A 21,805-nucleotide genomic window follows, 5' to 3' on the forward strand; every position below is an offset into this window, starting at 1 on the left:
CTTTTGTTTTGTGCTAAACTATTACTAATAACTACAGATTTTCGGGGGAATTTAAAATATGCAAATTTATTTTGTGCGTCATGGTAAAACTGAGTGGAATTTAGCCAGTCGTTTTCAAGGTGGACATGGTGATTCACCCTTGCTTCCACAAAGTAAAAAAGATATTCAAAAATTAGGTAAATATTTACGCGGAACAAAGTTTAGAGGCATTTTTGCTAGTCCGCTTGATCGTGCTTTTAATACAGCCCAAGGAATTGACGATGCAATGAATGCTAATTTACCAGTTACAATTGATGAGCGCCTGCGTGAATTTAACCTAGGTGATATGGAAGGTATGAAGTTCGCTGATGCGGAAAAGAAATATCCTAAGCAAATGGATAATTTCTGGCATCACCCAGATCAATATGATCCTACTGAATTACACGGAGAAGACTATCCTCATGTAATTGCTCGTGGTAAGTCTTTTGCTGAAGAAATGGCTAAGAGATTTCCTAACGATGACGACAAAGTTTTAGCTGTTAGTCATGGTGCTGCTTTGTCCGCAATTATGGGTGGCCTTTTGGGTTATCCTTTGAAGGATATTCGTAAAAATGGTGGTTTAAGTAATACTAGTTTAACGATTTTGGAAACCAAAGATGGCGGTAAGACATTTAAGCCTGTTGTTTGGAACGAAACTAGCTACTTAGGCAGAAAATTATCTAAAACGGATTCTTTATAATGAACAATAAAATTGAGAAGCTATATAACGAAGGCAAAGTAGATCAGGCGATTCATTTATTGATCAAAAAAATAGATGAAAAACCGCAAAATATTGAAAATTATTTACAGCTTTCAACTTATTTAATTGAGCAAGGCAGTGCCGATCAGGCACAAAAACTGCTTGAACAAGCACAGCATCTGGTTAAGAAACCACGTGAATTAAGCTACAACTTAGCTGTTTGCTACTATATGCAAGGTGATTTTGATAAAGCGCTGAATTTGCTAGATCAAATTCCTAATGATGATTTAACTCTTTACCAAAAGGCCTTAACTTACTTGAAACTAGGTCAAAGTCAAAAGGCTTTAGCTTATGCTTTAACGATTAAAAAGATCGATGAACGCGTGCAAGAATTGCTAGGCGATATTTGGTTAAGCATGGGTGAAGCTAAACAAGCCGAGCAAATGTATTTAGCTATTCCGGAAGATAAAAGAACAGCTAAGGTCTATTTTTTGCTAGGTGTAACGACATTAGAAAAAGATCGTGATCACGCAGAGAAATATTTTGATCAGGCTAAACAAATGGATATCAAGTATTATCATCATGCAATGAATCAATATGTTTCAATTATGAAAATGCTAAATAATAAGGAAAAGAAAAAATAATGGTCGAATTTACCGGTAAGGTTAACGGAATCGTTTTCGAGAACGACAAGGATTTATATAAAATTTTAGATGTTGAAATTATTGGCTCACTAGAAAACTATTCACGCGATGAAATAAAAGTGACCGGTAATTTTGGCGATATTCAAATTTCAGCTAGTTATCGTTTTGAAGGCAAACTTGTGATGCATGAAAAGTTTGGTTTGCAATTTAGAGCTACTAGCTATAAGCAGGTTTTGCCGCATGAAGAAGGTTCATTAACTAAATATTTGAGTTCTGATAAATTCCCAGGCATAGGAAAAAAGGCTGCCAATACGATTATCGATGAGCTAGGCTTAAATGCTTTGGATATTTTAAAAGAAAAGCCTGCTAAGATTGATACTTTATCTTTAACTAGAAAACAAAAAGATAGCTTGCTTTCTGGGCTGAATTCAATGGATTCTTATTCAGAAATTGTCTTGAAATTAGCACAGTACGGGATCAATCGTCGAATTGCAGCTAATATTTATCAGTTATATCATGGCGACAGTCTAAAGAAACTGCAAACAGATCCTTATGCAGTGATCAATGATGTAAGTGGTTTTGGTTTTAAATCAGCCGATATGTTGGGTAAACAGTTAGAAATTAAGGATGATGATCCCCGCAGAATCAACGGTGCGATTTATCAGGTGTTGATTGACGCTTTAAGTGGTAGCGGCGATACTTATGTACCGCTTAAGGAACTTCTGACAGAAGCAAGCAAACTATTGCAAATTGATAAATTTGATCCTATTGCTAATTGTGTCCTTGGTTTGCAACAAGATGGCAAGATCGTAGTCAATGATGATGTAGCGGCTTTACAAAACATCTACCAAACGGAAGTTGATATTGCTCACTCGATGAAATATTTGGTTGAATCCAGACAGGATCAAGAAGATGAACAATATAGCGAGAAAGAGATGAACACAGCCATTAAGGATGCAGAAAAAGAACTGAAAATTAAATATGACGAAACGCAAAAATTAGCTATCAAAAATGCGTTGAATCATCCTATTTCAATTTTGACTGGTGGCCCTGGTACAGGTAAAACTACGATTATCAACGGAATTTTACTAGCTTTGAGAAAGCTGGCTGAAATCCCAGCTTCTGCTTTGTACAGTGAAGATCCACCATTCCTTTTGGCTGCACCTACTGGCCGTGCGGCTAAGAGAATGAGTGAGATTACTGGTATCGGTGCTAAAACGATTCACAGAATGCTGGGATTAGGTATTGGGGATGCAGGCACTGGTGAACTAAATGAATTAAACGGTGAAATATTAATTATTGACGAGATGTCGATGGTTGATATGTTCTTGTTTAAACAGCTTTTGTCCAGTATTAATCAAATTCGCCATATTGTCTTTGTCGGTGATAAGGATCAGCTTCCATCAGTTGGTGCGGGTAATGTTTTCAGTGATTTGATTAAGTCGCAAGCATTTCCAACAACGATTTTGAAAGAAATCCATCGACAAGGTGACGATTCAACGATTATTTCGCTTGCCCATGCGGTCAATGAAGGTGTGAATGAAGGTGCTTTATTTAAGAAGACAAAGAACTATTCATTTATCAGCTGTCGACCAGATTTGGTGGGGGATGCAGTTGGTCAAATTGTTGAACTTGCTTTAAAGCGTGGTTTTGCTAAAGATGATATTCAAGTTTTAGGTGCAATGTATCATGGCAATGGCGGAGTAGATAACTTAAACGATATTATTCAAGAAATCATGAATCCGCCTAAGGCTAAAAGTAAGTCACTGGAAGCTCATAACGAAACTTTCCGGATTGGCGACAGAATTTTGCAATTGCAGAATAATCCTGAAAAGGACATTTATAATGGCCAAATCGGTAAAATTAGCAGTATCGATGAAGAGAACTCCGAAGAATGCATGGTTGCCAAGTTTGATGATCGTGAAGTTACTTTTGGGCGAAAAGATTTAAATGATTTAACTAGGGCCTATGCGATTACAATTCATAAATCTCAAGGTTCAGAATTTCCATTAGTAGTTCTCAACCTAACGATGCAGAACTATGTGATGCTGAAACGAAATCTTTTGTATACTGCAATTACCCGTGCTGAAAAGAATTTGGTGTTAGTAGGAGATCCTAGAGCTTTTGAAGCGGCCTTTAAAACATCAGGCAATGACCGTAAAACTGGTCTAGCTTCCAAATTACGTAAACAATTAGGCATTACGGTTAAACCGGAAAATGTTCAGGAACCAGAGTCAAAGCCAAAAGAAAAAACAAAACCTAAGCAACCGGAGGATTATATTCTAACTCCTGAAAAAATTTATTCAGGTGAAATTGATCCAATGATCGGTATGGAAGATATTCATTTATAAACCTAAAAGAGTCTTATGATCTAGGTATCATAAGGCTTTTTGAATATACAAAAGCATGATATAATTAGGATGCTTAAACGCATGTTCTAAGGAATAAAAAATGAATTAATATGGAGATTACAATTATTACGCTGACAGTAGGTCTGATCACCTATTGTTTTTTTCGGTCAATAAAAGCTAAGAGCAGAGTGAAAAAAGTGGAACTCAGTGATACAGATAAAGAAGAATTTAATAAATTAGAAAAGATTGCAGGAAAACAATTGCCATATCGTTTTCCAAATAAGCGGGGATTGACTTTTCAGATTGTTGAATTTATTCGTCCCGGATTTATTAAACGGAGAATATTTGATCGCAACGGTCACTGCTTATTCTTGATTAAGTATAATTTAGATCGAACGATTGCGGAATTTATCGAATTTGGTGTTACAGATGGTCACTATTTTAGAAAGACCGTTTGGAATGAAAAAGATGAGAAAAACGAATTTTATCAATATCAAAAGCAACAGATTACCGATTTCGCTAAAATAAAAACGAAGCTGCAATATTATCGTTCTATGGTGCAAGAGAAAAAAGCAGAAGTTCTACCGCTTGAAAATGACATGAAACAATATGCTAACGAACTCGAAAACCACGCTTATTATCAAAAAGAATGGGTAAAACGAGATAAAGTTACGGATACTGCAGCTATTCATTCGTTAGAAAAAGCGGAGAAACTAGATTTCACTAAAAAACGTGATCTGAGACGGGCATTACAGTTGCGTAATGTTTTGCGAATTAGTGCGATTAATTCCGGTTTTAAAACATACAACAAGAATGTTACCAATTTTCAAAAAAGAATGACCGATTTGCATTTAGGAAAAATCAAGTATCTTCATCCAATGGATGTTTTATCTGATCATGATTTGCGGCATGCTAGTAATCTTTTAGCCGGAGCTGCTGCAGAAGAATTAGTCAATAAAAGAATTAAAGAAGTTCAGTTTGGCAAAATTTTAATTCATAATTTGATTTTGCCATATCCGTATGAAAAGCAAACTAAACTGGGCAACAACCAAATTGATCACTTGGTTATTGCATCTAGCGGTATTTTTTGTTTTGAAACTAAGGCTAGAACGAGTAAGAACCATTCTTACGATATGCTTAAGGATTATAGTGAAATAGCTGATCAAGTAGCTAAACATAAAGAAAGCATCAAGTATGTTCTAGAAAAAAGCAACAATCCAGCAATCATTAATTTGTTAAAACGAATTCCTAGTATAGATCAGTTGATTCGTAATGTAGTTGTGGTAGTTAGTCGTACTGAAGAAAAATTTACTCTAGAAAAGATCGAAAGATACGAGCGAGTAGGAATTGAAGTTTGTCAATTAGATGATATTCAATCTTTATTAGTCAAAGCACCGGCAGGCATTGGATTGCAGCCAGAAGAAGTCTCCGCAATAGGGGAAGAAATGACTAATAATAAGGCACTAGAAGAGGAAAAGACTTTTAGTGAAAACATTTTATTATTTGAAGATGACATGAAACTGGATGAAAAAGCTGTTGATGAGCAGCTTTACCATGCTAACCAAGTAATTAAACATATTGAGCATATCAATAATTTATTAGCAGATTATTTATCAGGTGCACGTGAATGGCGTCAGTTGTATCAACAATACCGCTATTGGAAGAAATTTTATGATCAAGTACGTAGCTTTGTAGATGCGGAAACGTATTATAAACAGCATCAGATAGATAAAGAAATTTTAGACAAAATATAAAAGCCAAAGGAGAAATCCTTTGGCTTATTTTAATAGATTGAAATGATCGATTTTGAATTTAACTTTAAATCCTTGAGCATTTACATCTTCACCATCAATTTGAGCAAATTCAGGTTTTCTAGTTTCAACTTGAATTTCTTGGGCTTCCACATAATGAAATTGCGGCGCATTCACGTGTGAACCATCTTTTAATAGCTTGCTGAAGAGAAAAATGAATTTACTTAAACTAGGTTTTTCAACGATAACAGTGTCCAAATGGTGACTATAAACATCAGCTTTAGGCAAAATAGCAAAGCCACCACCGAAATAAGGGTGATTGGTAGTGGTAACAAAATAAGCATCGCTGTAACGCCAAGTTTTGGCTTTGTTTTTTACAGTTACAGTAAATGTGTCTTGTTGCGCCAATGCCTTGACGACATTAAGACCATAGATCAGATTGCCCAAATTGAGTCGGTTAAGCATATCCTTTAATTTTTCATGGTTGCTTTGATAAACAATAAAAGCATCGAAGCCAATCCCAAAATTATTGACAAAGTAGCCGGTATTTTCTCCCGGTATGTTTGCAGAAAAATAGCCGCAATCTACTTGTTCTGGGGCTAGATCATTGAGCAAATTATGGACTAATTGTCGAGGATCAGCTGTTAGTCCAGCACCACGAGCAAAATCGTTACCTGTTCCAGCTGGCAAATAAGTAATAGGGGTATCAGGATAGTTGGATGCTTTAATGCCATTTAATACTTCATTAAATGAACCATCTCCGCCTACTACAATCAGGATATTATTTTCGCTTGGATTTGTATTGGCATAGTTTTTAGCTAGAGTAGTCAATTCCTTGGGAAAACGACTTTTTTGCCAGGTAAAAGGTATATTTAATTCGTTTAACACTTGTTGCAATGCGATGTTAGCTTTCTTTGCATTACCATTTCCAGCTGTTTCATTGACTAATAAATGTACTTTTATTTTTTTGCTCATAATTAAATTCTATAGTTCTAAAATAAAAGGCTCCCGAAGGAGCCTTATTAGCTATTTTTTTCGATGATGATTGGTAAAATCATTGGCCGTCTTTCAGTCTTCGAGTAAAGGAAGTCAGATAAGTTTTCGGTAATTGCCTTTTTAATTTCGCTTTCCTTAGGTTTATCTGATTTTGCCATTTCGTTTCTAAGAACATGGTAGACATGTTTTTGAGCCTGACTGATTAATTCAGTTGATTCTCTCATATAAACGAAACCACGACTTAAAATATCAGGTCCGGCAAGAACACGTTTATGCTTGTAGTCAACTGTAGCTACAGCTACTACTAAACCTTCTTCTGAAAGAATTTGACGGTCGTGAACTACGACATTGCCAACATCTGCTGTACCGGAGGTATCAACATAAACATCACCAGCAGGGATGCGACCAGCAATTCTTGCACCGTTTGGACCAAAGCAGACAACTTCACCGTTAGACAAAACGAATGTATTTTCTGCAGGAACACCAGCTTCTTGAGCAAGTTGAGTGTGAATTACCTGCATTCTGTATTCGCCGTGAACAGGAATCATGTACTTAGGTTTGGTTAAACGAACCATCATCTTAAGTTCTTCTTGACCACCGTGTCCAGAAGTGTGGACGTTGTTTACACGTCCGTGAATTACATTGGCTCCGCCTTCCATTAATTTGTTAATTAAGTGGTTAACGCTCAATGTGTTACCTGGAATTGGGTTAGAAGAGAAGATTACTGTATCACCAGGTTGCAAAGTGATTTGTCTGTGAGTACCGTTAGCAATTCTAGATAAAGCTGCTAAAGGTTCACCCTGTGAACCAGTACATAAGATCATCACTTTGTCAGGTGGCAATTTGTTAATTTCATCAGCATCAACAATTAAATCCTTAGGTACATGCAAGTAGCCTAAATCAATACCATTGTCGACACCATTTTCCATGCTTCGCCCGAAGATAGCTACCTTTCTGCCAGTATCAATTGCTGCTTGAATCGCAGTAGATACACGGTAAAGGTTAGAAGCGAAAGTGGCAAAGATGATTCTACCATGAATACCAGTAATGATATTATGAAGCGATTGTGCAACGAATCTTTCAGACTTCGTAAATTGCGTAACTTCAGCGTTAGTTGAGTCTGAAAGAAGGGCAAGCACACCTTCGTTTCCTAATTTAGCCATCTTTTGGAAATCTGGAGCTGGCTGATTCATTACAGGAGTCAAGTCGAACTTGAAGTCACCGGTAAAGACAACAGCACCAAGTGGTGTATGAACAGCGATTCCCAAAGTATCAGGAATTGAGTGAGTTGTTCTAAAGAATGAAACGGAAAGCTTCTTGAACTTCAAAACAGTGTCTTCATGCTCTTCATGTAGTTCGGTCGTCTTTAAAATTCCGTGTTCTTCCAACTTACCTTTAATTAAGGATAGGGCAAATGGAGTTGCATAAACTGGAATTTCAGGGATCTTTTCCAATAAGAATGGAATACCACCAATGTGGTCTTCGTGTCCGTGACTAACTACTAGCGCCTTGATTTTCTTACGATTTTTAACTAGGTAGGAGTAATCTGAGATTACGTAGTTGATACCTAATAAATCATCTTCGGGGAATTTAATACCACAGTCCATGATGATAATTTCATCCTGGTACTGCACACAATACATATTCTTGCCAATTTCATGCAAACCCCCGATTGCATAAACGGCTACTTCATTATTTTTAATTCGCACTCTTTATTACTTCTTGTCGAACGTCGTTAACTTGAAGTCAGCGTGTTCTTTTTCGTAAGCTAAAGAATTACCTGTTAATTCTTGGATGAGTTCAATGTTATAGGGGGTGTTGTCCTCAACCATGCTTCTTGCTTCGACCATGTTGTCAGCCTCCATGTAAAGAGTCTTAGTAGTTTCTCTACGAGGATTGACAATCTTGTCTTTTTGATACAAAACTTTGTAAATCATAAATGATTCTCCTTATTAATGTATAAACGTTCAATTTTGAGTAAAAAATACTCAATAGCTATTAAAAATTCTATCATATTTATAAAACTAAGTATATAAATATGTTTGAATCGATTTAGAGTGATAATTTTTTAGTAATATTATTGACGTAAAATAACGTAGGTTGTACCATGAACGTGTAGTAAATGATTAATAAACTCATTTGCTCGCTGTAAGAAGTCTCTTCAATCTTCTTAATTCCCAATGTATGAGCCACTGGTTTAGTCGCCCAGTGGTTTTTTGTATCAAAAAAGGCCTGCAATTGCAGGTCTTTTTGCGTTTAAATAACGATTAAGAAATCACTACTGTATCTTCTTTAAGGTTGTATGGGTTTTGCTTGTTGATTCTGTCGTAGAACAAGTGGCCGTTTAAGTGATCGATTTCGTGAGAAGATACGATAGCTGGGTAATCCTTTAAACGGATAGTCTTTTCTTCACCGTCAACAGTGTAGTAGTGAATAGTCAACTTGTCTGGACGAGGAACGTAGCCGTTGATTACTTCATCAACACTTAAGCAACCCTCACCTTCACTTAAGCAAGCTTGGCGAACAGATTCAGAAATAATTTCAGGGTTAACGTAAATTTCTTTGAAAATAATTTTACCTTCGTCGTCAGGAACTAAAAGTGCAGCCATTTGAACACTTTCGCCGACTTGAGGAGCTGCTAAACCCACACCCGCTCTAAGTTGGTGCTTTTCAGCAATCTTGGGATCTTGTGAGTTGACCAAGTATTCCATCATATCGTCTGCTAATTTTTTGTAGTGATCGCTAAGTGGAAAAGTAAGTGGCTTAGCGACTTTGCGCAAGACAGGATCGCCGTCGCGCACAATGTCTTTCATTAAAATCAAAATAATTACTCCTTTTAAAAAAATAAGATCTAACTATATTTTTACCATAATTCAGAGGATTTTGCTTGATTAAAGATAAAATAAATGAAAAGTTAAATGAGTGTTAAGCGTTGACCGGCGTGCAGTTAGGTGGTAAAATTCACTAACGTAACTATACAGATCAAAAAAAGAAGCACTTCGATAAAGCGCAGAAGCGTTACCGGAACTGTGGCCTAGTCACAGTTTTTTTATTGAAGAGTGGGGAGGAAATACTTTTGTCAGAAAAAAGAAGAGACGATCTTAGAAATATCGCTATTATTGCCCATGTTGACCACGGTAAAACTACTTTGGTTAACCAATTATTGAAGCAATCCGATACTTTACCAGAACACATGAATCTGGAAGATCGTGCTATGGACTCAAACGCCATCGAACGTGAACGTGGTATTACTATTTTGTCAAAGAACACAGCTGTTCGTTACAAGGATACTACTATTAATATCTTGGATACGCCAGGACACGCTGACTTCGGTGGTGAAGTAGAACGTGTTATGCACATGGTAGACGGAGCATTGCTTTTGGTTGATGCTTACGAAGGTCCAATGCCACAAACTCGTTTCGTATTGAAGAAGGCTTTGGAAGCTGGTGTAAAGCCAATTGTTGTTTTAAACAAGATTGATCGTCCAGGCGCTCGTCCTAAGAAAGTTTTGGATGACGTACTTGAACTCTTCATTGAATTAGGTGCTAACGATGAACAACTTGACTTCCCAGTTGTTTACGCATCAGCTTTGAATGGTACTTCATCATATGATCCAGATCCAAGTACTCAAAAGGAAACTATGGATCCTATCTTTGATACCATTCTTAAGTACATTCCTGCTCCAATCGACAACTCAGATGAACCACTTCAATTCCAAATCACTATGCTTGATTGGGATGACTACGTTGGTCGTATTGGTGTAGGTAGAATTTACCGTGGTAAGGTTAAGGTTGGCGACAACATCACTGTTATGAAGCGTGATGGTTCAACTCAAAACTTCCGCGTTACTAAGTTGTTTGGTTACTTCGGTTTGAAGCGTAACGAAATTAAAGAAGCTAAGGCCGGCGATATCGTTGCCATCAGTGGTATTAATGATATTTACGTTGGTGAAACTATTGCTTCAGCAGATCACCCAGAAGCTTTGCCACTTCTTAAGATCGATCCACCAACACTTCAAATGGACTTCGTTGCCAACGACTCACCATTTGCTGGTCGTGAAGGTGACCAAGTAACTCCTAAGAAGCTTGAAGACCGTTTAATTCGTCAAACTCGTACTGATGTTTCTTTGAAGGTTGAACCTACTGATCAATTAAATGCTTGGACTGTTTCAGGTCGTGGTGAACTTCACCTTTCAATTTTGGTTGAAGAACTTCGTCGTGAAGGTTTCGAATTACAACTTTCACGTCCTAAGGTTATTTACCGTGAAATTGATGGTACTATGTGTGAACCATTCGAATCTGTTCAAGTTGATACTCCAGATGAATATGTTGGTTCAGTTATTGACTCCCTTTCACAAAGAAAAGGTGAAATGCAAAACATGGAGTCAACTGGTAACGGCCAAACCCGTCTTGAATTCTTAGTTCCATCACGTGGTTTGATTGGTTACAATAACGAATTCATGTCACAAACTGGTGGTTACGGTATCATGAACCACACCTTCGCAGCTTACAAGCCAGTTGTTAAGAACTGGAACCCAGGCCGTCGTAATGGTGCTTTGGTATCAATCAACCAAGGTCAATCAACTACTTACTCACTTCAATCAGTTGAACAACGTGGTGAATTATTCATCGGTGCCGGTGTTGAAGTTTACGAAGGTATGATTGTTGGTCAATCAAGTCGTGAACGTGATATTGCCGTTAACGTAACTAAGGGTAAGAACTTGACTAACACCCGTGCTGCTGGTAAGGACCACGCTGCTGCAATCAAGACTCCAAAGACTTTGACTCTTGAAGAAGCCATTGAATTCTTGAACGATGACGAATACTGTGAAGTAACTCCAGAATCAATTCGTTTACGTAAGAAGATCTTAAACACTTCAGAACGTCAAAAGGCTGACAAGAAGCGTAACCGTACTAAATAATTACTTTTACATAATTGCTAAAAAGTCATTGCTTAATAGAAGCGATGACTTTTTTGTTTTATAATTAAAAAGTAATTTCACATAAAGGGGCAACGCTCGTGCGTCGAAAATTAAATTATCTTAATTACCGAATTTTTATCCCTTACTTAATTTTGGTAGTAATCGGAGTAATTTTGGTATATTCAGCTAGTTCTGATATTTTATTAGTTAATGGTTTTAAACCAGATGTTTATGGAATAAGACAGGCAATTTATGCTGTAGCTGCATTCTTCGGCTTTGGTGTACCGTTTTTTGCAGTAAAACTAAAAGTCATCAAAAATCCAAAATTTGTGGCAGGCTTTCTAATACTTTGTATTCTGATGCTTTTTTGGTTGGTAATATTGAAGTTTGCCCATGTTAGCTCAGCGGAAGTTAATGGGGCCGTGGGTTGGATCAACTTAGGTTTTATTAATTTGCAGCCACTGGAAGTAACAAAACTGGCATTGGTTATCTATTTAGCCTATGTTTTGGACAGAAGAGATGGGAAGTTTGTAAGAGGAAAAATTAAAGGCAATCTTTCTCACCCTGCCATTTTGTCAGCATTCTTGATGTGCTTGGTAATTGTGGAACCTGACTTTGGTGGTACAGCTATTTTGTTCATGATCACTTTGGTTATGTTCTCAGTTTCAGGTGTGCCAACCAGATTAGCTTTAACTTGGTTAGTTGGTATTGCAATCTTTGTCGGCATAGTATTTATTATTGTCGTTACTTGGAATCCAAAATTCTTGCAAGAAAGTTATCAATTCCAACGACTAATGTCATTTTTGCATCCCTTCCAGCTTGAAAGAAAAGGTGGAGCCCAGCTAGTTAACTCATATTATGCAATTCATAATGGTGGTTTATTTGGCGTAGGACTAGGAAACAGTATGCAAAAACGCGGCTATTTGCCAGAACCTTATACTGACTTCATTTTGTCAATTACCGCTGAAGAACTTGGTGTCGTTGTCACGATTCTTTTGGTAGGACTTTTATTCTACTTAATGTGGGAAATCATGGAAGTGGGCATCAATGCTAGTTCACAATTTAACGCTCTGATCTGCTTTGGTGTTGCCACAATTCTATTCACAGAAGCCTTATTCAATATTGGTGCGGTATTGGGCTTATTGCCAATTACTGGGGTAACGCTGCCGTTTATTTCATATGGTGGTTCATCAATGATCGTTTTGACAGCTGCAGTTGGTTTAGTCCTGAATGTCTCCGCAAACGAAAAAATGTTACAAGAAAAGGATGAAATGGTCGCATGAGTATAAATAAAGAAATTGAAGGTACGCATTTAATTAAACGCGTTGCACTGATTATTTATTTAAAATCAGTAAGTGATCAATACAAATTACGGCGCTATGGTGACATTGTTTATTTCTCTAAAAAAATGAAATATTGCATGCTTTATGTTAACCGTAGAGAAGCTAAAGAAATGCAAAGACAAATTGCTAGTCTTGATTTTGTTACTTATGTAGAAATATCAGCTGAAGATGAAGTTAATCTGAATAGCGAACACATTGAAAAGCAGATAACCGAGATGGCTAAAGCAGCTGAGGAAAAACTGCAGTTAGAACAAGAAAAAAATGAGGATCAGATGTAATGAGAATTATTTCAGGAAAATATGCTAAGAGAAATTTATTTACTTTAAAGAGTAATCGTACGCGACCAACTAGCGATAAAGTAAAAGAATCCTTGTTTAATTCATTGGGACAATTTTTCAATGGCGGCAATGTACTTGATTTATACGCTGGTAGTGGTGCTTTAGGAATTGAAGCTGTATCAAGAGGTTGTGATCACGCTAGCTTAGTAGATATTAACCATGCAGCATGTTCAATCATTAAAAAGAACGTCGCATTAACTAAGGAAGAAAATCGCTTTGATATTTACAATATGCGTAGTTCAGCAGCCTTAAAGCTGTTTGCGGAAAAAGAACTAAAATTTGATTTAGTATTTTTGGATCCTCCTTATGCAAAAGAAAAAATTGCTAAGGATATGTTACAGATAAATAAATTAGGCTTGCTAAATGATGATGCAATTGTCGTTGCTGAAACTGATGATCACACCGAATTAGGACCAATTGAGGGCTTCTCTTTAGTTAAGGAGCATCATTTAGGCAAAACAATTGTAAGAATTTATCGAAAGGATAAATAATGACTGTCGCACTTTTTCCAGGAAGCTTTGATCCAATTACCAATGGTCATGTAGAAACCGCTAAGAAGGCCGCTCAGATCTTCGACAAGGTATACGTTGTAGCGATGACCAATACGTCTAAACATTATTTATTTACGGCAAAAGAACGGGCTGATTTTATTAGGGATGCACTAAAGGATATTCCTAATATTGAGGTGCTAGATAAACCAGATATGTTAACCGTTAATTTGGCACATGAATTACATGCTAGGGCCATCGTTCGCGGCGTCCGCAATAGTGCTGATTTTCGTTATGAGCAAGAAATTGCTGGCATTAATAAAAGATTAGCTCCTGATATTAATACAGTTTTGCTGTTTAGCAGTCCAGAAAATTCTTTTGTAGCTTCAAGCATGATTAAGGAATTGGCTCGTTTTGACGAAGACGTGCACCAGTTTTTGCCGGAGAGGGCTGCTAAAGCACTAAGGAAGAAATTAAATCATGAACAATCAAAATAAATCTCATCGATTACGCAATTGGCTAATTACAATTATTGCAATCATAGCCGTTGCGTTTTTGGCCTTTTGGCCAACTGATTATTATATTGAGTCACCGGGTGAGGCGGTTCCTGTAGGACAATTTATTAAATCACCCAATAAGAAACCCAATAACTTTTATCTGGTAACGGTAAGCATTACTAGCCGGCCGGCTTCGATTTTGCAATATTTGTGGAGTTATACTAGACCGCATAATGATCGTGTGCCTAGCAAAGAGCTGTTAGGCGGTCAGACAAGCGCTCAATATAATGAATTGCAAAATTGGTATATGGAAACTAGCCAACAAAATGCAATATATTATGCGGCTAAAAAAGCTGGTAAAAAGCATAGCTTAAAATATCTTGGCGTTTACGTAATGGAGGTACAAAAGGGTTCTAGCTTTAAGAACAAACTCCAAATTGGCGATACGGTTTTAGGTGCCAATGGTCATCGTTTCCATTCAACTGAAGAAATGATGACGTATTTACGTAAACAAAAGATAGGTAGCCCTGTAACAATCTCTGTTCTAAGAGGTAAAAAGAAAAAGCAGTTTACCGGTAAGATTGTCAAAGTTAAAGGGACTAATAAACCTGGCATCGGTATTCAATTGGTAGAACACGTAGAAGTTAAAACTAAGCCTAAACTATCAATCAATGCTGGTGAGATAGGTGGCCCATCTGCTGGCTTAATGTTCACACTAGAAAGTTATGAAGTCTTTACCAAGCAGAATTTAAGTCATGGTCACAAGATTGCCGGAACAGGTACAATTGCACCAAATGGTAAGGTTGGTATCATTGGCGGCGTTGACAAGAAAGTCGTTGCCGCTAGTCGAGAAGGTGCAGAAGTCTTCTTTGCTCCAACAGACTCAACTGATGTTAAGAAGAGTCAGACGAATTATGCGGTAGCCAAACGAACTGCCAAGAAAATTCATACTAAAATGAAAATTGTTCCTGTCGCTAATTTTGATGATGCACTCAACTATTTAAAGAAACATTATTAGAAAAAGATAAAAAATAAAAGTCCAGAAAAAATTCTGGGCTTTTTTTGCGTAATAAATAGTAGAGGTGAATTATATGAATTTTGAAAAAATAAAGGAATTTGCAATCGAAAAGAAGGTGTATTTGATTGCAGTAGGAATTATTTTAGTGGGCTTTTTTTATTTTAGAAAAGGGGATAGTACTGATAAAAATACTGAAACAGATAATACACAATTGATGCAGAAAAATAGCAGTTCTTCATCTAGTACTGATGTAGCGAATATGGCAAGCAATTCTTCTGCTAGTGAATCAAAAACTGTAACTTGCGATATTTCAGGAGCAGTAAAACATGAAGGGGTCTATACATTAAAAAATGGTGCCAGATTGCAGGAGCTAATTGAAGCTGCGGGCGGAACGACTAGTAGAGCCCAATTAAAGGCAATCAATCGCGCTGTCTTGTTAAAAGACCAGGATAAAATTCATATCCCTTATAAAGGTGAGAAAGTAGAAAATGCGGCTACGGCTGGTACTGAGAGTCAAGCAAGTGCTACTAGTGGTGATTCAAGCTCATCACAGCAAGGAAGTGGTGAAAAAGTTAATTTAAATACAGCTAATGCGGCCGATCTGCAAAAATTAACGGGAATTGGTGAAAAGAAGGCAGAACAAATTATTGCCTATCGTGAACAAAAGGGTTCTTTTAAAAAGATCGAAGATTTAATGCAGGTATCTGGAATAGGAGAAAAGACTTTTGCAAGTCTCAAAGACCAATTGGCTGTTTAGAAATGATGCAGGCTTTTATCTGATTTTGGCCTTGCTTTTAGTAGCAATCTCTTTTTGGCTATTTGCCAGTGATTCATTAGTTCAAAAAATGGTTTGTCTTTTGTTTAGCCTATATTTTCTATTTTTATTAATCAAAAAATATAGTGCTAATATGCAGATCATAGTTCTGATTCTATTGTCTTTTAGCTTGATTGCATTCTTGAATAAAAAAACTACAAATTTTAATTTGAATAGCCAAAGTCAGCTAACAATTTATCCTGATCAGCTTCGCGTTAAGGATGATTTTCTGTCAGGTACTGGTCATTTTAAAGGTGGAGATATTTTAATTGCTGGCAAAATTAACGATGAACAAAAAAGACTATTAAAAACCGGACAACCAATTTTAATGAGTCAGATTGAAGGTAAGTGTGAACCGATTGAGCCGGCTACGAATATTGGCGAGTTTAATTATCAGAATTATTATGCAGCGAAAAAGATTTTTCAAAGAGTTAAATTTACTAGCATGCAAATGAGTGTTCTTCGTCCTGACTTAATAGGAAAACTACATCAATTGCGCTATCGTCTGCAGAAATATTTTAAAACGATGCCACAGTTGCTCGGCTTTTTTGCCAGTGAATTGGTTTTGGGTGAAAACAATGCGCAAGAGAATCAAGAAAATTTGAATAATTATCGCGATTTAGGCGTTATTCACTTGTTAAGTATCTCGGGTTTGCATGTTGGTATCTATGTCTTGATCATCAGTACGATTTGTTACAGTTTAAAGATGACCGATGAAGAAACATTTTTGTTTTGCGTAATAATTCTATTATTGGGAATCTTTTTAAGTAGTGGTCAAGCTGGTTCTGTCCGTGCAAGCTTAACTTATTTTTTAGGTAGAGTTAGCAAGTACAAAGGATTGCACATCACACAAGTTGATTTATTAGGCCTAACTTGTATTATTCATCTGCTATTTGTACCGCGATTATTTATGGCTGCCGGTGCGCTGTTAAGTTATATTTTGGCGTTGGGGTTGCAATTGACTGATTCATTTAACGGGCTGAAGCAATCGGTTTTGCTTAACTTATTATTGACGCCGCTTTTGCTTTTATTCTTTTATCAGATCAACTTTTTGACCGTTTTATTCAATATGCTGGTTGTGCCATATTTCAACTGGGTTGTTATGCCGTTAGCATTCATTAACGTCTTAACTTTTGGTTTCACTAAACGGCTAGCACCATTTTTTGAAAAGATATTGGAATTAGGCGAGCAACTCATTGAACGACTTTCGCAAACTAAATTGGGCTTGCTTGATTTTGGTCAAATTAATTGGTGGCAATGTTTACTTTTGCTGATAGTGTCAATTGCCTTAATTATCGCTTTAAGAGAAAAGCCAGAGTGGAGTTTTAATTGTAAAAAGATCGGCCTAACTTTAACTGTTTTTTATGCAGTTTTCTTCAGCATGATTCATTTTCCATTGCGCGGGCAGGTAACCTTCATTGACGTAGGGCAGGGTGACAGTATTTTGATTACTACACCTTTTCCACGCAGAGCCTACATAATTGATACAGGAGGCAAGCTTAATTTTAGTGGTAAAAAAGTAACACCGCAGATCAATCGAATTACGATCCCGTTTTTAAAAAGCCAGGGAATTAATAGTCTGGATGGCGTGTTTGTATCTCACCAAGATGCCGATCACGTGGGAGATTTAGGACCATTATTGGAACAGATTAAGGTAAAGAAATTGTTTATGGCACAAGGTTTGCTTAAGAATCCTTCTTTTCAAAAAAGAATTGATGGCAGAATTAAAAATACTAAATTAGTGGAACTGCTAGCAGGGATGCAGGTGAAGGAACCACAGATTACGTTCAATGTCGTTTATCCTTATCAAGCAGGTGAAGGTAAAAATGAGGATTCATTGAGTTTGCTTTTTAGATTAGCTAATAAAAACTGGCTTTTTACAGGAGATTTGGGTCAAGATGGAGAAAGTGAAATAATGCAAAAGATGACTCTTAATGTAGATTATTTCAAGTTAGGGCACCATGGCAGTAAGACATCCTCTAAGCCGGAGTTTTTGCAGACGATTCATCCTAAGAAGGTCTTTATCTCAGCCGGGCGCAATAATCGTTTTGGTCATCCGCATCAGGAAACCTTGACGACACTGGCCAACCAACAAATACCGTGGGTTTCAACTCAAGACTGTGGTATGATTAGCTGGTATTATGGTGGAATGAAAGAACCAGAATTTAATTGCTTTTTGAAGCGGGGTAAAAAATGACCTTACTGTCCTTATTTAAAAATACAAATAATAATAATAATCCGCATACTTTAATTTGGAGTGAAGATGATTTTGTCAATGACTATCTCGCTAAGTCTTATGCTAAAGAGGATCAATTTAAAGACTGCGAACACGTAATTATCGACTGCGAAACGGATGGGCTAGACGAACTGATTGCTAGTTTGACTGAATCAAGTTTGTTTAGTGAACAAAAACTGATTATGGTTAAAAATCCATTCTTTTTGACAGCCAAAGTACCTAAAAAGTATCAAAAGCAAATCAATGACTTGATAAAGATTTTTGAGAATTTGTCAGATTTAGAAGATACGATCGTAATTGTAGCTTCATATGAAAAACTGGATCGACGTAAAAAACTCACCAAGACTGTTTTAAAACAATTCAACGTAGTAGAACCTAAAATCCGTTCTTATGAAGTAGGTGCAATTACTAAAGCACTGATTAAAGCAGAAGGTTACACAATTACGCAATCTGCTTTGCAGCTTCTGATTGAGCGCAGCGACCAAGTGATGGATACTGTGCTGAGCAATTATCAAAAATTGAAGATGACAGCTACTGATAACAAGATTACTGAAAAGTCCGTCATGCAAAATGTTGATTTGTCACTGGCACAAAATATTTTTGCAATTTTGGAATCAGCTCTTAATCGAAATTATCAAGAAGCAGTTGATCGATTGGAGAATCAATTACGAGAAGGAACGTCTCCAATTCAATTGCTGGCTGTCTTTGAAAATCAGCTTGAACTGTTGTTAGTAGTTAAAATTTTAGCTCAAAGAGGTCGCAGTGAGCCACAAATAGTTAAAGATTTAGGCGTTCACCCATATCGAGTTAAGTTGGCTTTGAAAAATAGGGTGAAGATTAGTAAATTAGAAAAATTGTTGCGAGATGCCATTGATTTGGAATTCAATTATAAGAATGGTACTTATCGCGAAGATAATTTCTTGAAACTATTCGTTTTAAACGTGTAGAAAACAAAAAAAGAGAAAAGATCATAAATTATGATCTTCTCTCTTTTTTGATTAGTAATAAGTATTAATTACTTGTTTGCTAATTTGTTTAAACGACTCTTGTCACGAGCAGCCTTGTTCTTGTGGATTAAGCCTTTTGAAGCAGCCTTGTCCAAAGCGCGAACAGCTTCTAAATGCAACTTGGAGACGTCTTCTTTACTATCAGTTTCAACAGCGTTCTTGAATTTCTTAACAGCAGTTCTTAACTTGCTTAATTCAGAAGCGTTACGTTCTTTAGCAGCGTTTTGCGTCTTAACACGTTTAATAGCTGATTTGATTTGTGGCATGAAATTCACCTCCAATGATTTAGAAATTTACTTCATACATTATACTTAAGAAGCATCTTTGATGCAAGGTAATTTATGCTTGCTTTTTGAAAAAATAATGTGTATCATAATTTTCGTGAACCATTAACGCTGTTTATTTGCTCACGCCGACGATAAACGTTGTTAGTGGCAATTATTTATATGAAAGGTGAAGTTTTTTATGGCAATTTCAAAGACTGAAAAAGACAACATTATTAAAGAATACGCAACTCACGAAGGTGACACTGGTTCTGTTGAAGTACAAGTTGCTCTCTTAACTGCAGACATCAACAACTTGACTGAACACATGAAGAACCACAAGCACGACCACCACTCATACGTTGGTTTGCTTAAGAAGATTGGTCACCGTCGTAACTTACTTCGTTACTTAGAAGATAACGACATTAACCGTTACCGTGAATTGATCAAGAAGTTAGGTCTTCGTCGTTAATTCTAACGATAAAAGAAGAAGTCAGCCACTTGGCTGGCTTTTTTTGTTTCCTTGTTTATGCTAAAATTGAAACAGATTATTTTTACGTTGTGATCAATTGATCCATAAGAAAATTGAATATTTAAATAGAAAAGGAAATATAATGGCTAATCAACTTAAGATTATGATCTTGAGCGGTGTGCGTGAACAGGGGAAAGACATGTTTGCCGTTCAAGTTAATGATGAAATTTTTGTCCTTGATGCCGGATTAAAGTACCCTGATAGTTCTTTATTTGGTATCGATGTCGTAATTCCTGATATGGATTTCTTTGAACAATATGGAGATCGAGTAGCAGGTATTTTTATTACACACGGACATGCTGACTCAATTGGTGCTTTGCCTTACATCTTGAGAAAGTATGATATTCCAGTGTTTGGTTCACAATTAAGTATCGAACTTGCCAAGATTGAAGTTCAACGTGAGAACAAGCACTGCAAGAATAGTTTGTTCCATGTAATCGATGCTGATACTGAAATTGATTTTAAGAATGCAAGTATCTCTTTCTTCCATACTACACACTCAATTCCAGATTCACTTGGTATTGATGTACATACTCCAGAAGGCGAAATCGTTTATACTGGTGACTTTAAGTTCGATCCAACAGCAGCTAAGAATTATCATACTGATATGGATCGCTTGGCAGAGATTGAACACAGAGGCGTACTCGCACTTTTAAGTGATTCTTCTAATGCAGAAGCATCATTCCCTAATGCTTCTGAACAAGATATCGGTAATTTTGTTACTAACGTATTTAGAAACGCTAAGGGCAGAATTATCGTTGCTGCCAAGGCTTCAAACTTGAATCGTGTACAAGAGGTTTTAAATGCGGCTAAGGCAACAGGCAAGCGAGTATTGCTTACTGGTCGTGACCTAGCTAAGATCGTAAGAACTTCAATGAAATTAGGCTATTTGGACGTACCAGATGGCCTCTTGATGCGTGTTAAGGATTTAAAGACCGTTCCTAATAATAAGACTGTAATTTTGGAAACTGGTCGAATGGGTGAACCATTGAATTCTTTGCAAAAGATGGCTAAAAAGCGTCACAGTATGATCACTATTCATAAGGGCGACTTAGTCTTCATTGCAACTACACCATCTCACTCTGTTGAAACGATGGTAGCCGAAACCAGTGACTTGGTTTATAAGGCTGGTGGTACCGTTATTCAACTTGGCCGCAACATTCATACCAGTGGTCACGCTACTGGTCGTGATATTCAATTGTTGATTGATACTTTGAAGCCAAAATTCTTGATCCCAGTAATTGGTGAATATCGTTTGCTTGAAATCGTGCGTGATTTAGCTGTTAAGGCTGGCATGAATCCAAAGGATATTTACATTACCAAGAATGGTGATTGCTTGGACTACGACTTTAAGAAGAAGCATTTCTATCTTTCTGATCCAGTTCCAGGCGAAGACACTATGATTGACGGTTCAGGCGTTGGTGATGTTGGTAACATCGTTTTGCGTGACCGTGAAGTTTTGTCAGACGATGGTATCTTTATTGCGGTTGTAACTATCGATCGTAAGAAGAAAAAGATTATTGCGGAACCTAAGGTTACTAGCCGTGGCTTTGTTTATATCAAGGCTAACCGTCAATTGATGAACGACTCAATTGAAGTAATCAAGAAGGCAATCAACAATAACTTTGAACATAAGAAGTTTGATTGGACAGAGTTAAAGCAAGACATTCGTGGCGATTTGGAGAAGTTTTTATACAAGAGAACTAACCGTCGTCCAGTAATTTTGCCAGTTGTCATGGAAGTAAACCAAAACCGTCATCGTGCTATGCAAAAACGCAATGAAAAGACGCAAAATGACAACAAGACCAATAATACTGCCAAGAAGTCAAACTCTAAACGTCAAACAAATAATAAAAAGAAAGAAAATACTAAGAGCAAGGAAAAATAA

20 protein-coding genes are annotated in these 21,805 nt (G+C 36.8%); 15 read left to right on the forward strand and 5 right to left on the reverse strand.

Translation table 11 applies throughout. From position 1 onward, the window contains the following. Positions 1 to 58 precede the first annotated feature (58 nt). The 4 genes from BN1206_RS03730 to BN1206_RS03745 all read left to right on the forward strand — a co-directional run bounded on the left by BN1206_RS03730 (position 59) and on the right by BN1206_RS03745 (position 5,467). Positions 59 to 718 (forward strand): histidine phosphatase family protein, encoded by a 660-nt coding sequence (locus tag BN1206_RS03730; protein WP_013641739.1) that lies wholly within the window; start codon positions 59 to 61, stop codon positions 716 to 718. Continuing rightward, the gene (locus BN1206_RS03735) at positions 718 to 1,362 is read left to right on the forward strand and encodes a tetratricopeptide repeat protein (protein WP_014565727.1); all 645 of its coding nucleotides are present in this window, start codon (positions 718 to 720) and stop codon (positions 1,360 to 1,362) included. The genes BN1206_RS03730 and BN1206_RS03735 overlap by 1 nt, the downstream gene beginning before the upstream one ends. After that, positions 1,362 to 3,713, forward strand: coding sequence for an SF1B family DNA helicase RecD2 (locus BN1206_RS03740; RefSeq protein WP_014565728.1), 2,352 nt, complete (start codon positions 1,362 to 1,364; stop codon positions 3,711 to 3,713). Before BN1206_RS03735 ends, BN1206_RS03740 begins: the two co-directional genes overlap by 1 nt. 197 nt (positions 3,714 to 3,910) lie before the next feature. After that, entirely contained in the window at positions 3,911 to 5,467 is a 1,557-nt protein-coding gene (locus tag BN1206_RS03745; protein WP_046433179.1) for a nuclease-related domain-containing protein, read from the forward strand. Between the two features lie 24 nt (positions 5,468 to 5,491). On the opposite strand, the gene BN1206_RS03750 is transcribed toward BN1206_RS03745, so the two are convergent. The 4 genes from BN1206_RS03750 to def form a co-directional block, all read right to left on the reverse strand. Further along, entirely contained in the window at positions 5,492 to 6,439 is a 948-nt protein-coding gene (locus BN1206_RS03750) for a diacylglycerol/lipid kinase family protein (RefSeq protein WP_052542927.1), read from the reverse strand. 47 nt (positions 6,440 to 6,486) lie between these two features. Next, positions 6,487 to 8,169 (reverse strand): ribonuclease J1, encoded by a 1,683-nt coding sequence (gene rnjA / locus BN1206_RS03755; RefSeq protein ID WP_013437647.1) that lies wholly within the window; start codon positions 8,167 to 8,169, stop codon positions 6,487 to 6,489. Positions 8,170 to 8,175: 6 nt separating this feature from the next. Further along, positions 8,176 to 8,397: a DNA-dependent RNA polymerase subunit epsilon gene (locus BN1206_RS03760; protein WP_013437648.1), complete on the reverse strand. Its 222-nt coding sequence runs from the start codon at positions 8,395 to 8,397 to the stop codon at positions 8,176 to 8,178. Between the two features lie 330 nt (positions 8,398 to 8,727). Beyond that, complete coding sequence (gene def / locus BN1206_RS03765; protein WP_052542928.1) at positions 8,728 to 9,282, reverse strand: peptide deformylase; 555 nt, start codon at positions 9,280 to 9,282, stop codon at positions 8,728 to 8,730. A gap of 254 nt (positions 9,283 to 9,536) precedes the next feature. Here def and typA point away from each other — a divergent pair, with 254 nt between their 5' ends. The 9 genes from typA (at position 9,537) to holA (ending at position 19,062) form a co-directional block, all read left to right on the forward strand. After that, complete coding sequence (gene typA, locus BN1206_RS03770; protein ID WP_013641748.1) at positions 9,537 to 11,381, forward strand: translational GTPase TypA; 1,845 nt, start codon at positions 9,537 to 9,539, stop codon at positions 11,379 to 11,381. A gap of 98 nt (positions 11,382 to 11,479) precedes the next feature. Next, the gene (locus BN1206_RS03775) at positions 11,480 to 12,664 is read left to right on the forward strand and encodes an FtsW/RodA/SpoVE family cell cycle protein (RefSeq protein ID WP_014565732.1); all 1,185 of its coding nucleotides are present in this window, start codon (positions 11,480 to 11,482) and stop codon (positions 12,662 to 12,664) included. Continuing rightward, positions 12,661 to 13,002 carry a YlbG family protein gene (locus BN1206_RS03780; protein ID WP_014565733.1) on the forward strand — a complete coding sequence of 114 codons (342 nt, stop codon included), beginning with the start codon at positions 12,661 to 12,663 and terminating at the stop codon, positions 13,000 to 13,002. The genes BN1206_RS03775 and BN1206_RS03780 overlap by 4 nt, the downstream gene beginning before the upstream one ends. Beyond that, complete coding sequence (gene rsmD, locus BN1206_RS03785; RefSeq protein WP_052542929.1) at positions 13,002 to 13,553, forward strand: 16S rRNA (guanine(966)-N(2))-methyltransferase RsmD; 552 nt, start codon at positions 13,002 to 13,004, stop codon at positions 13,551 to 13,553. Before BN1206_RS03780 ends, rsmD begins: the two co-directional genes overlap by 1 nt. After that, positions 13,553 to 14,047, forward strand: a complete 495-nt coding sequence (gene coaD / locus BN1206_RS03790; protein ID WP_013437654.1) for a pantetheine-phosphate adenylyltransferase — start codon at positions 13,553 to 13,555, stop codon at positions 14,045 to 14,047. Before rsmD ends, coaD begins: the two co-directional genes overlap by 1 nt. Beyond that, positions 14,031 to 15,065, forward strand: coding sequence for a SepM family pheromone-processing serine protease (locus tag BN1206_RS03795; RefSeq protein ID WP_013437655.1), 1,035 nt, complete (start codon positions 14,031 to 14,033; stop codon positions 15,063 to 15,065). The genes coaD and BN1206_RS03795 overlap by 17 nt, the downstream gene beginning before the upstream one ends. Positions 15,066 to 15,138: 73 nt before the next feature. After that, on the forward strand, positions 15,139 to 15,822 hold the full coding sequence (locus tag BN1206_RS03800; protein WP_013437656.1) for a helix-hairpin-helix domain-containing protein: 684 nt from the start codon (positions 15,139 to 15,141) through the stop codon (positions 15,820 to 15,822). Next, complete coding sequence (locus tag BN1206_RS03805) at positions 15,791 to 18,076, forward strand: DNA internalization-related competence protein ComEC/Rec2 (protein ID WP_052542930.1); 2,286 nt, start codon at positions 15,791 to 15,793, stop codon at positions 18,074 to 18,076. Before BN1206_RS03800 ends, BN1206_RS03805 begins: the two co-directional genes overlap by 32 nt. After that, on the forward strand, positions 18,073 to 19,062 hold the full coding sequence (gene holA / locus BN1206_RS03810; protein ID WP_052542931.1) for a DNA polymerase III subunit delta: 990 nt from the start codon (positions 18,073 to 18,075) through the stop codon (positions 19,060 to 19,062). Before BN1206_RS03805 ends, holA begins: the two co-directional genes overlap by 4 nt. Before the next feature lie 68 nt (positions 19,063 to 19,130). Here holA and rpsT read toward each other — a convergent pair whose 3' ends face one another. Beyond that, positions 19,131 to 19,388, reverse strand: coding sequence for a 30S ribosomal protein S20 (gene rpsT, locus BN1206_RS03815; protein WP_013437660.1), 258 nt, complete (start codon positions 19,386 to 19,388; stop codon positions 19,131 to 19,133). Positions 19,389 to 19,587: 199 nt separating this feature from the next. Between rpsT and rpsO the strand changes: the two genes are divergently transcribed. After that, positions 19,588 to 19,857, forward strand: a complete 270-nt coding sequence (rpsO, locus tag BN1206_RS03820; protein ID WP_013437661.1) for a 30S ribosomal protein S15 — start codon at positions 19,588 to 19,590, stop codon at positions 19,855 to 19,857. A gap of 142 nt (positions 19,858 to 19,999) precedes the next feature. Continuing rightward, positions 20,000 to 21,805, forward strand: a complete 1,806-nt coding sequence (locus tag BN1206_RS03825) for a ribonuclease J (RefSeq protein ID WP_052542932.1) — start codon at positions 20,000 to 20,002, stop codon at positions 21,803 to 21,805.

Origin of the sequence: Lactobacillus sp. OTU4228 (genome assembly GCF_001006945.1) — a bacterium.
Taxonomy (GTDB): Bacteria; Bacillota; Bacilli; order Lactobacillales; family Lactobacillaceae; genus Lactobacillus; species Lactobacillus amylovorus.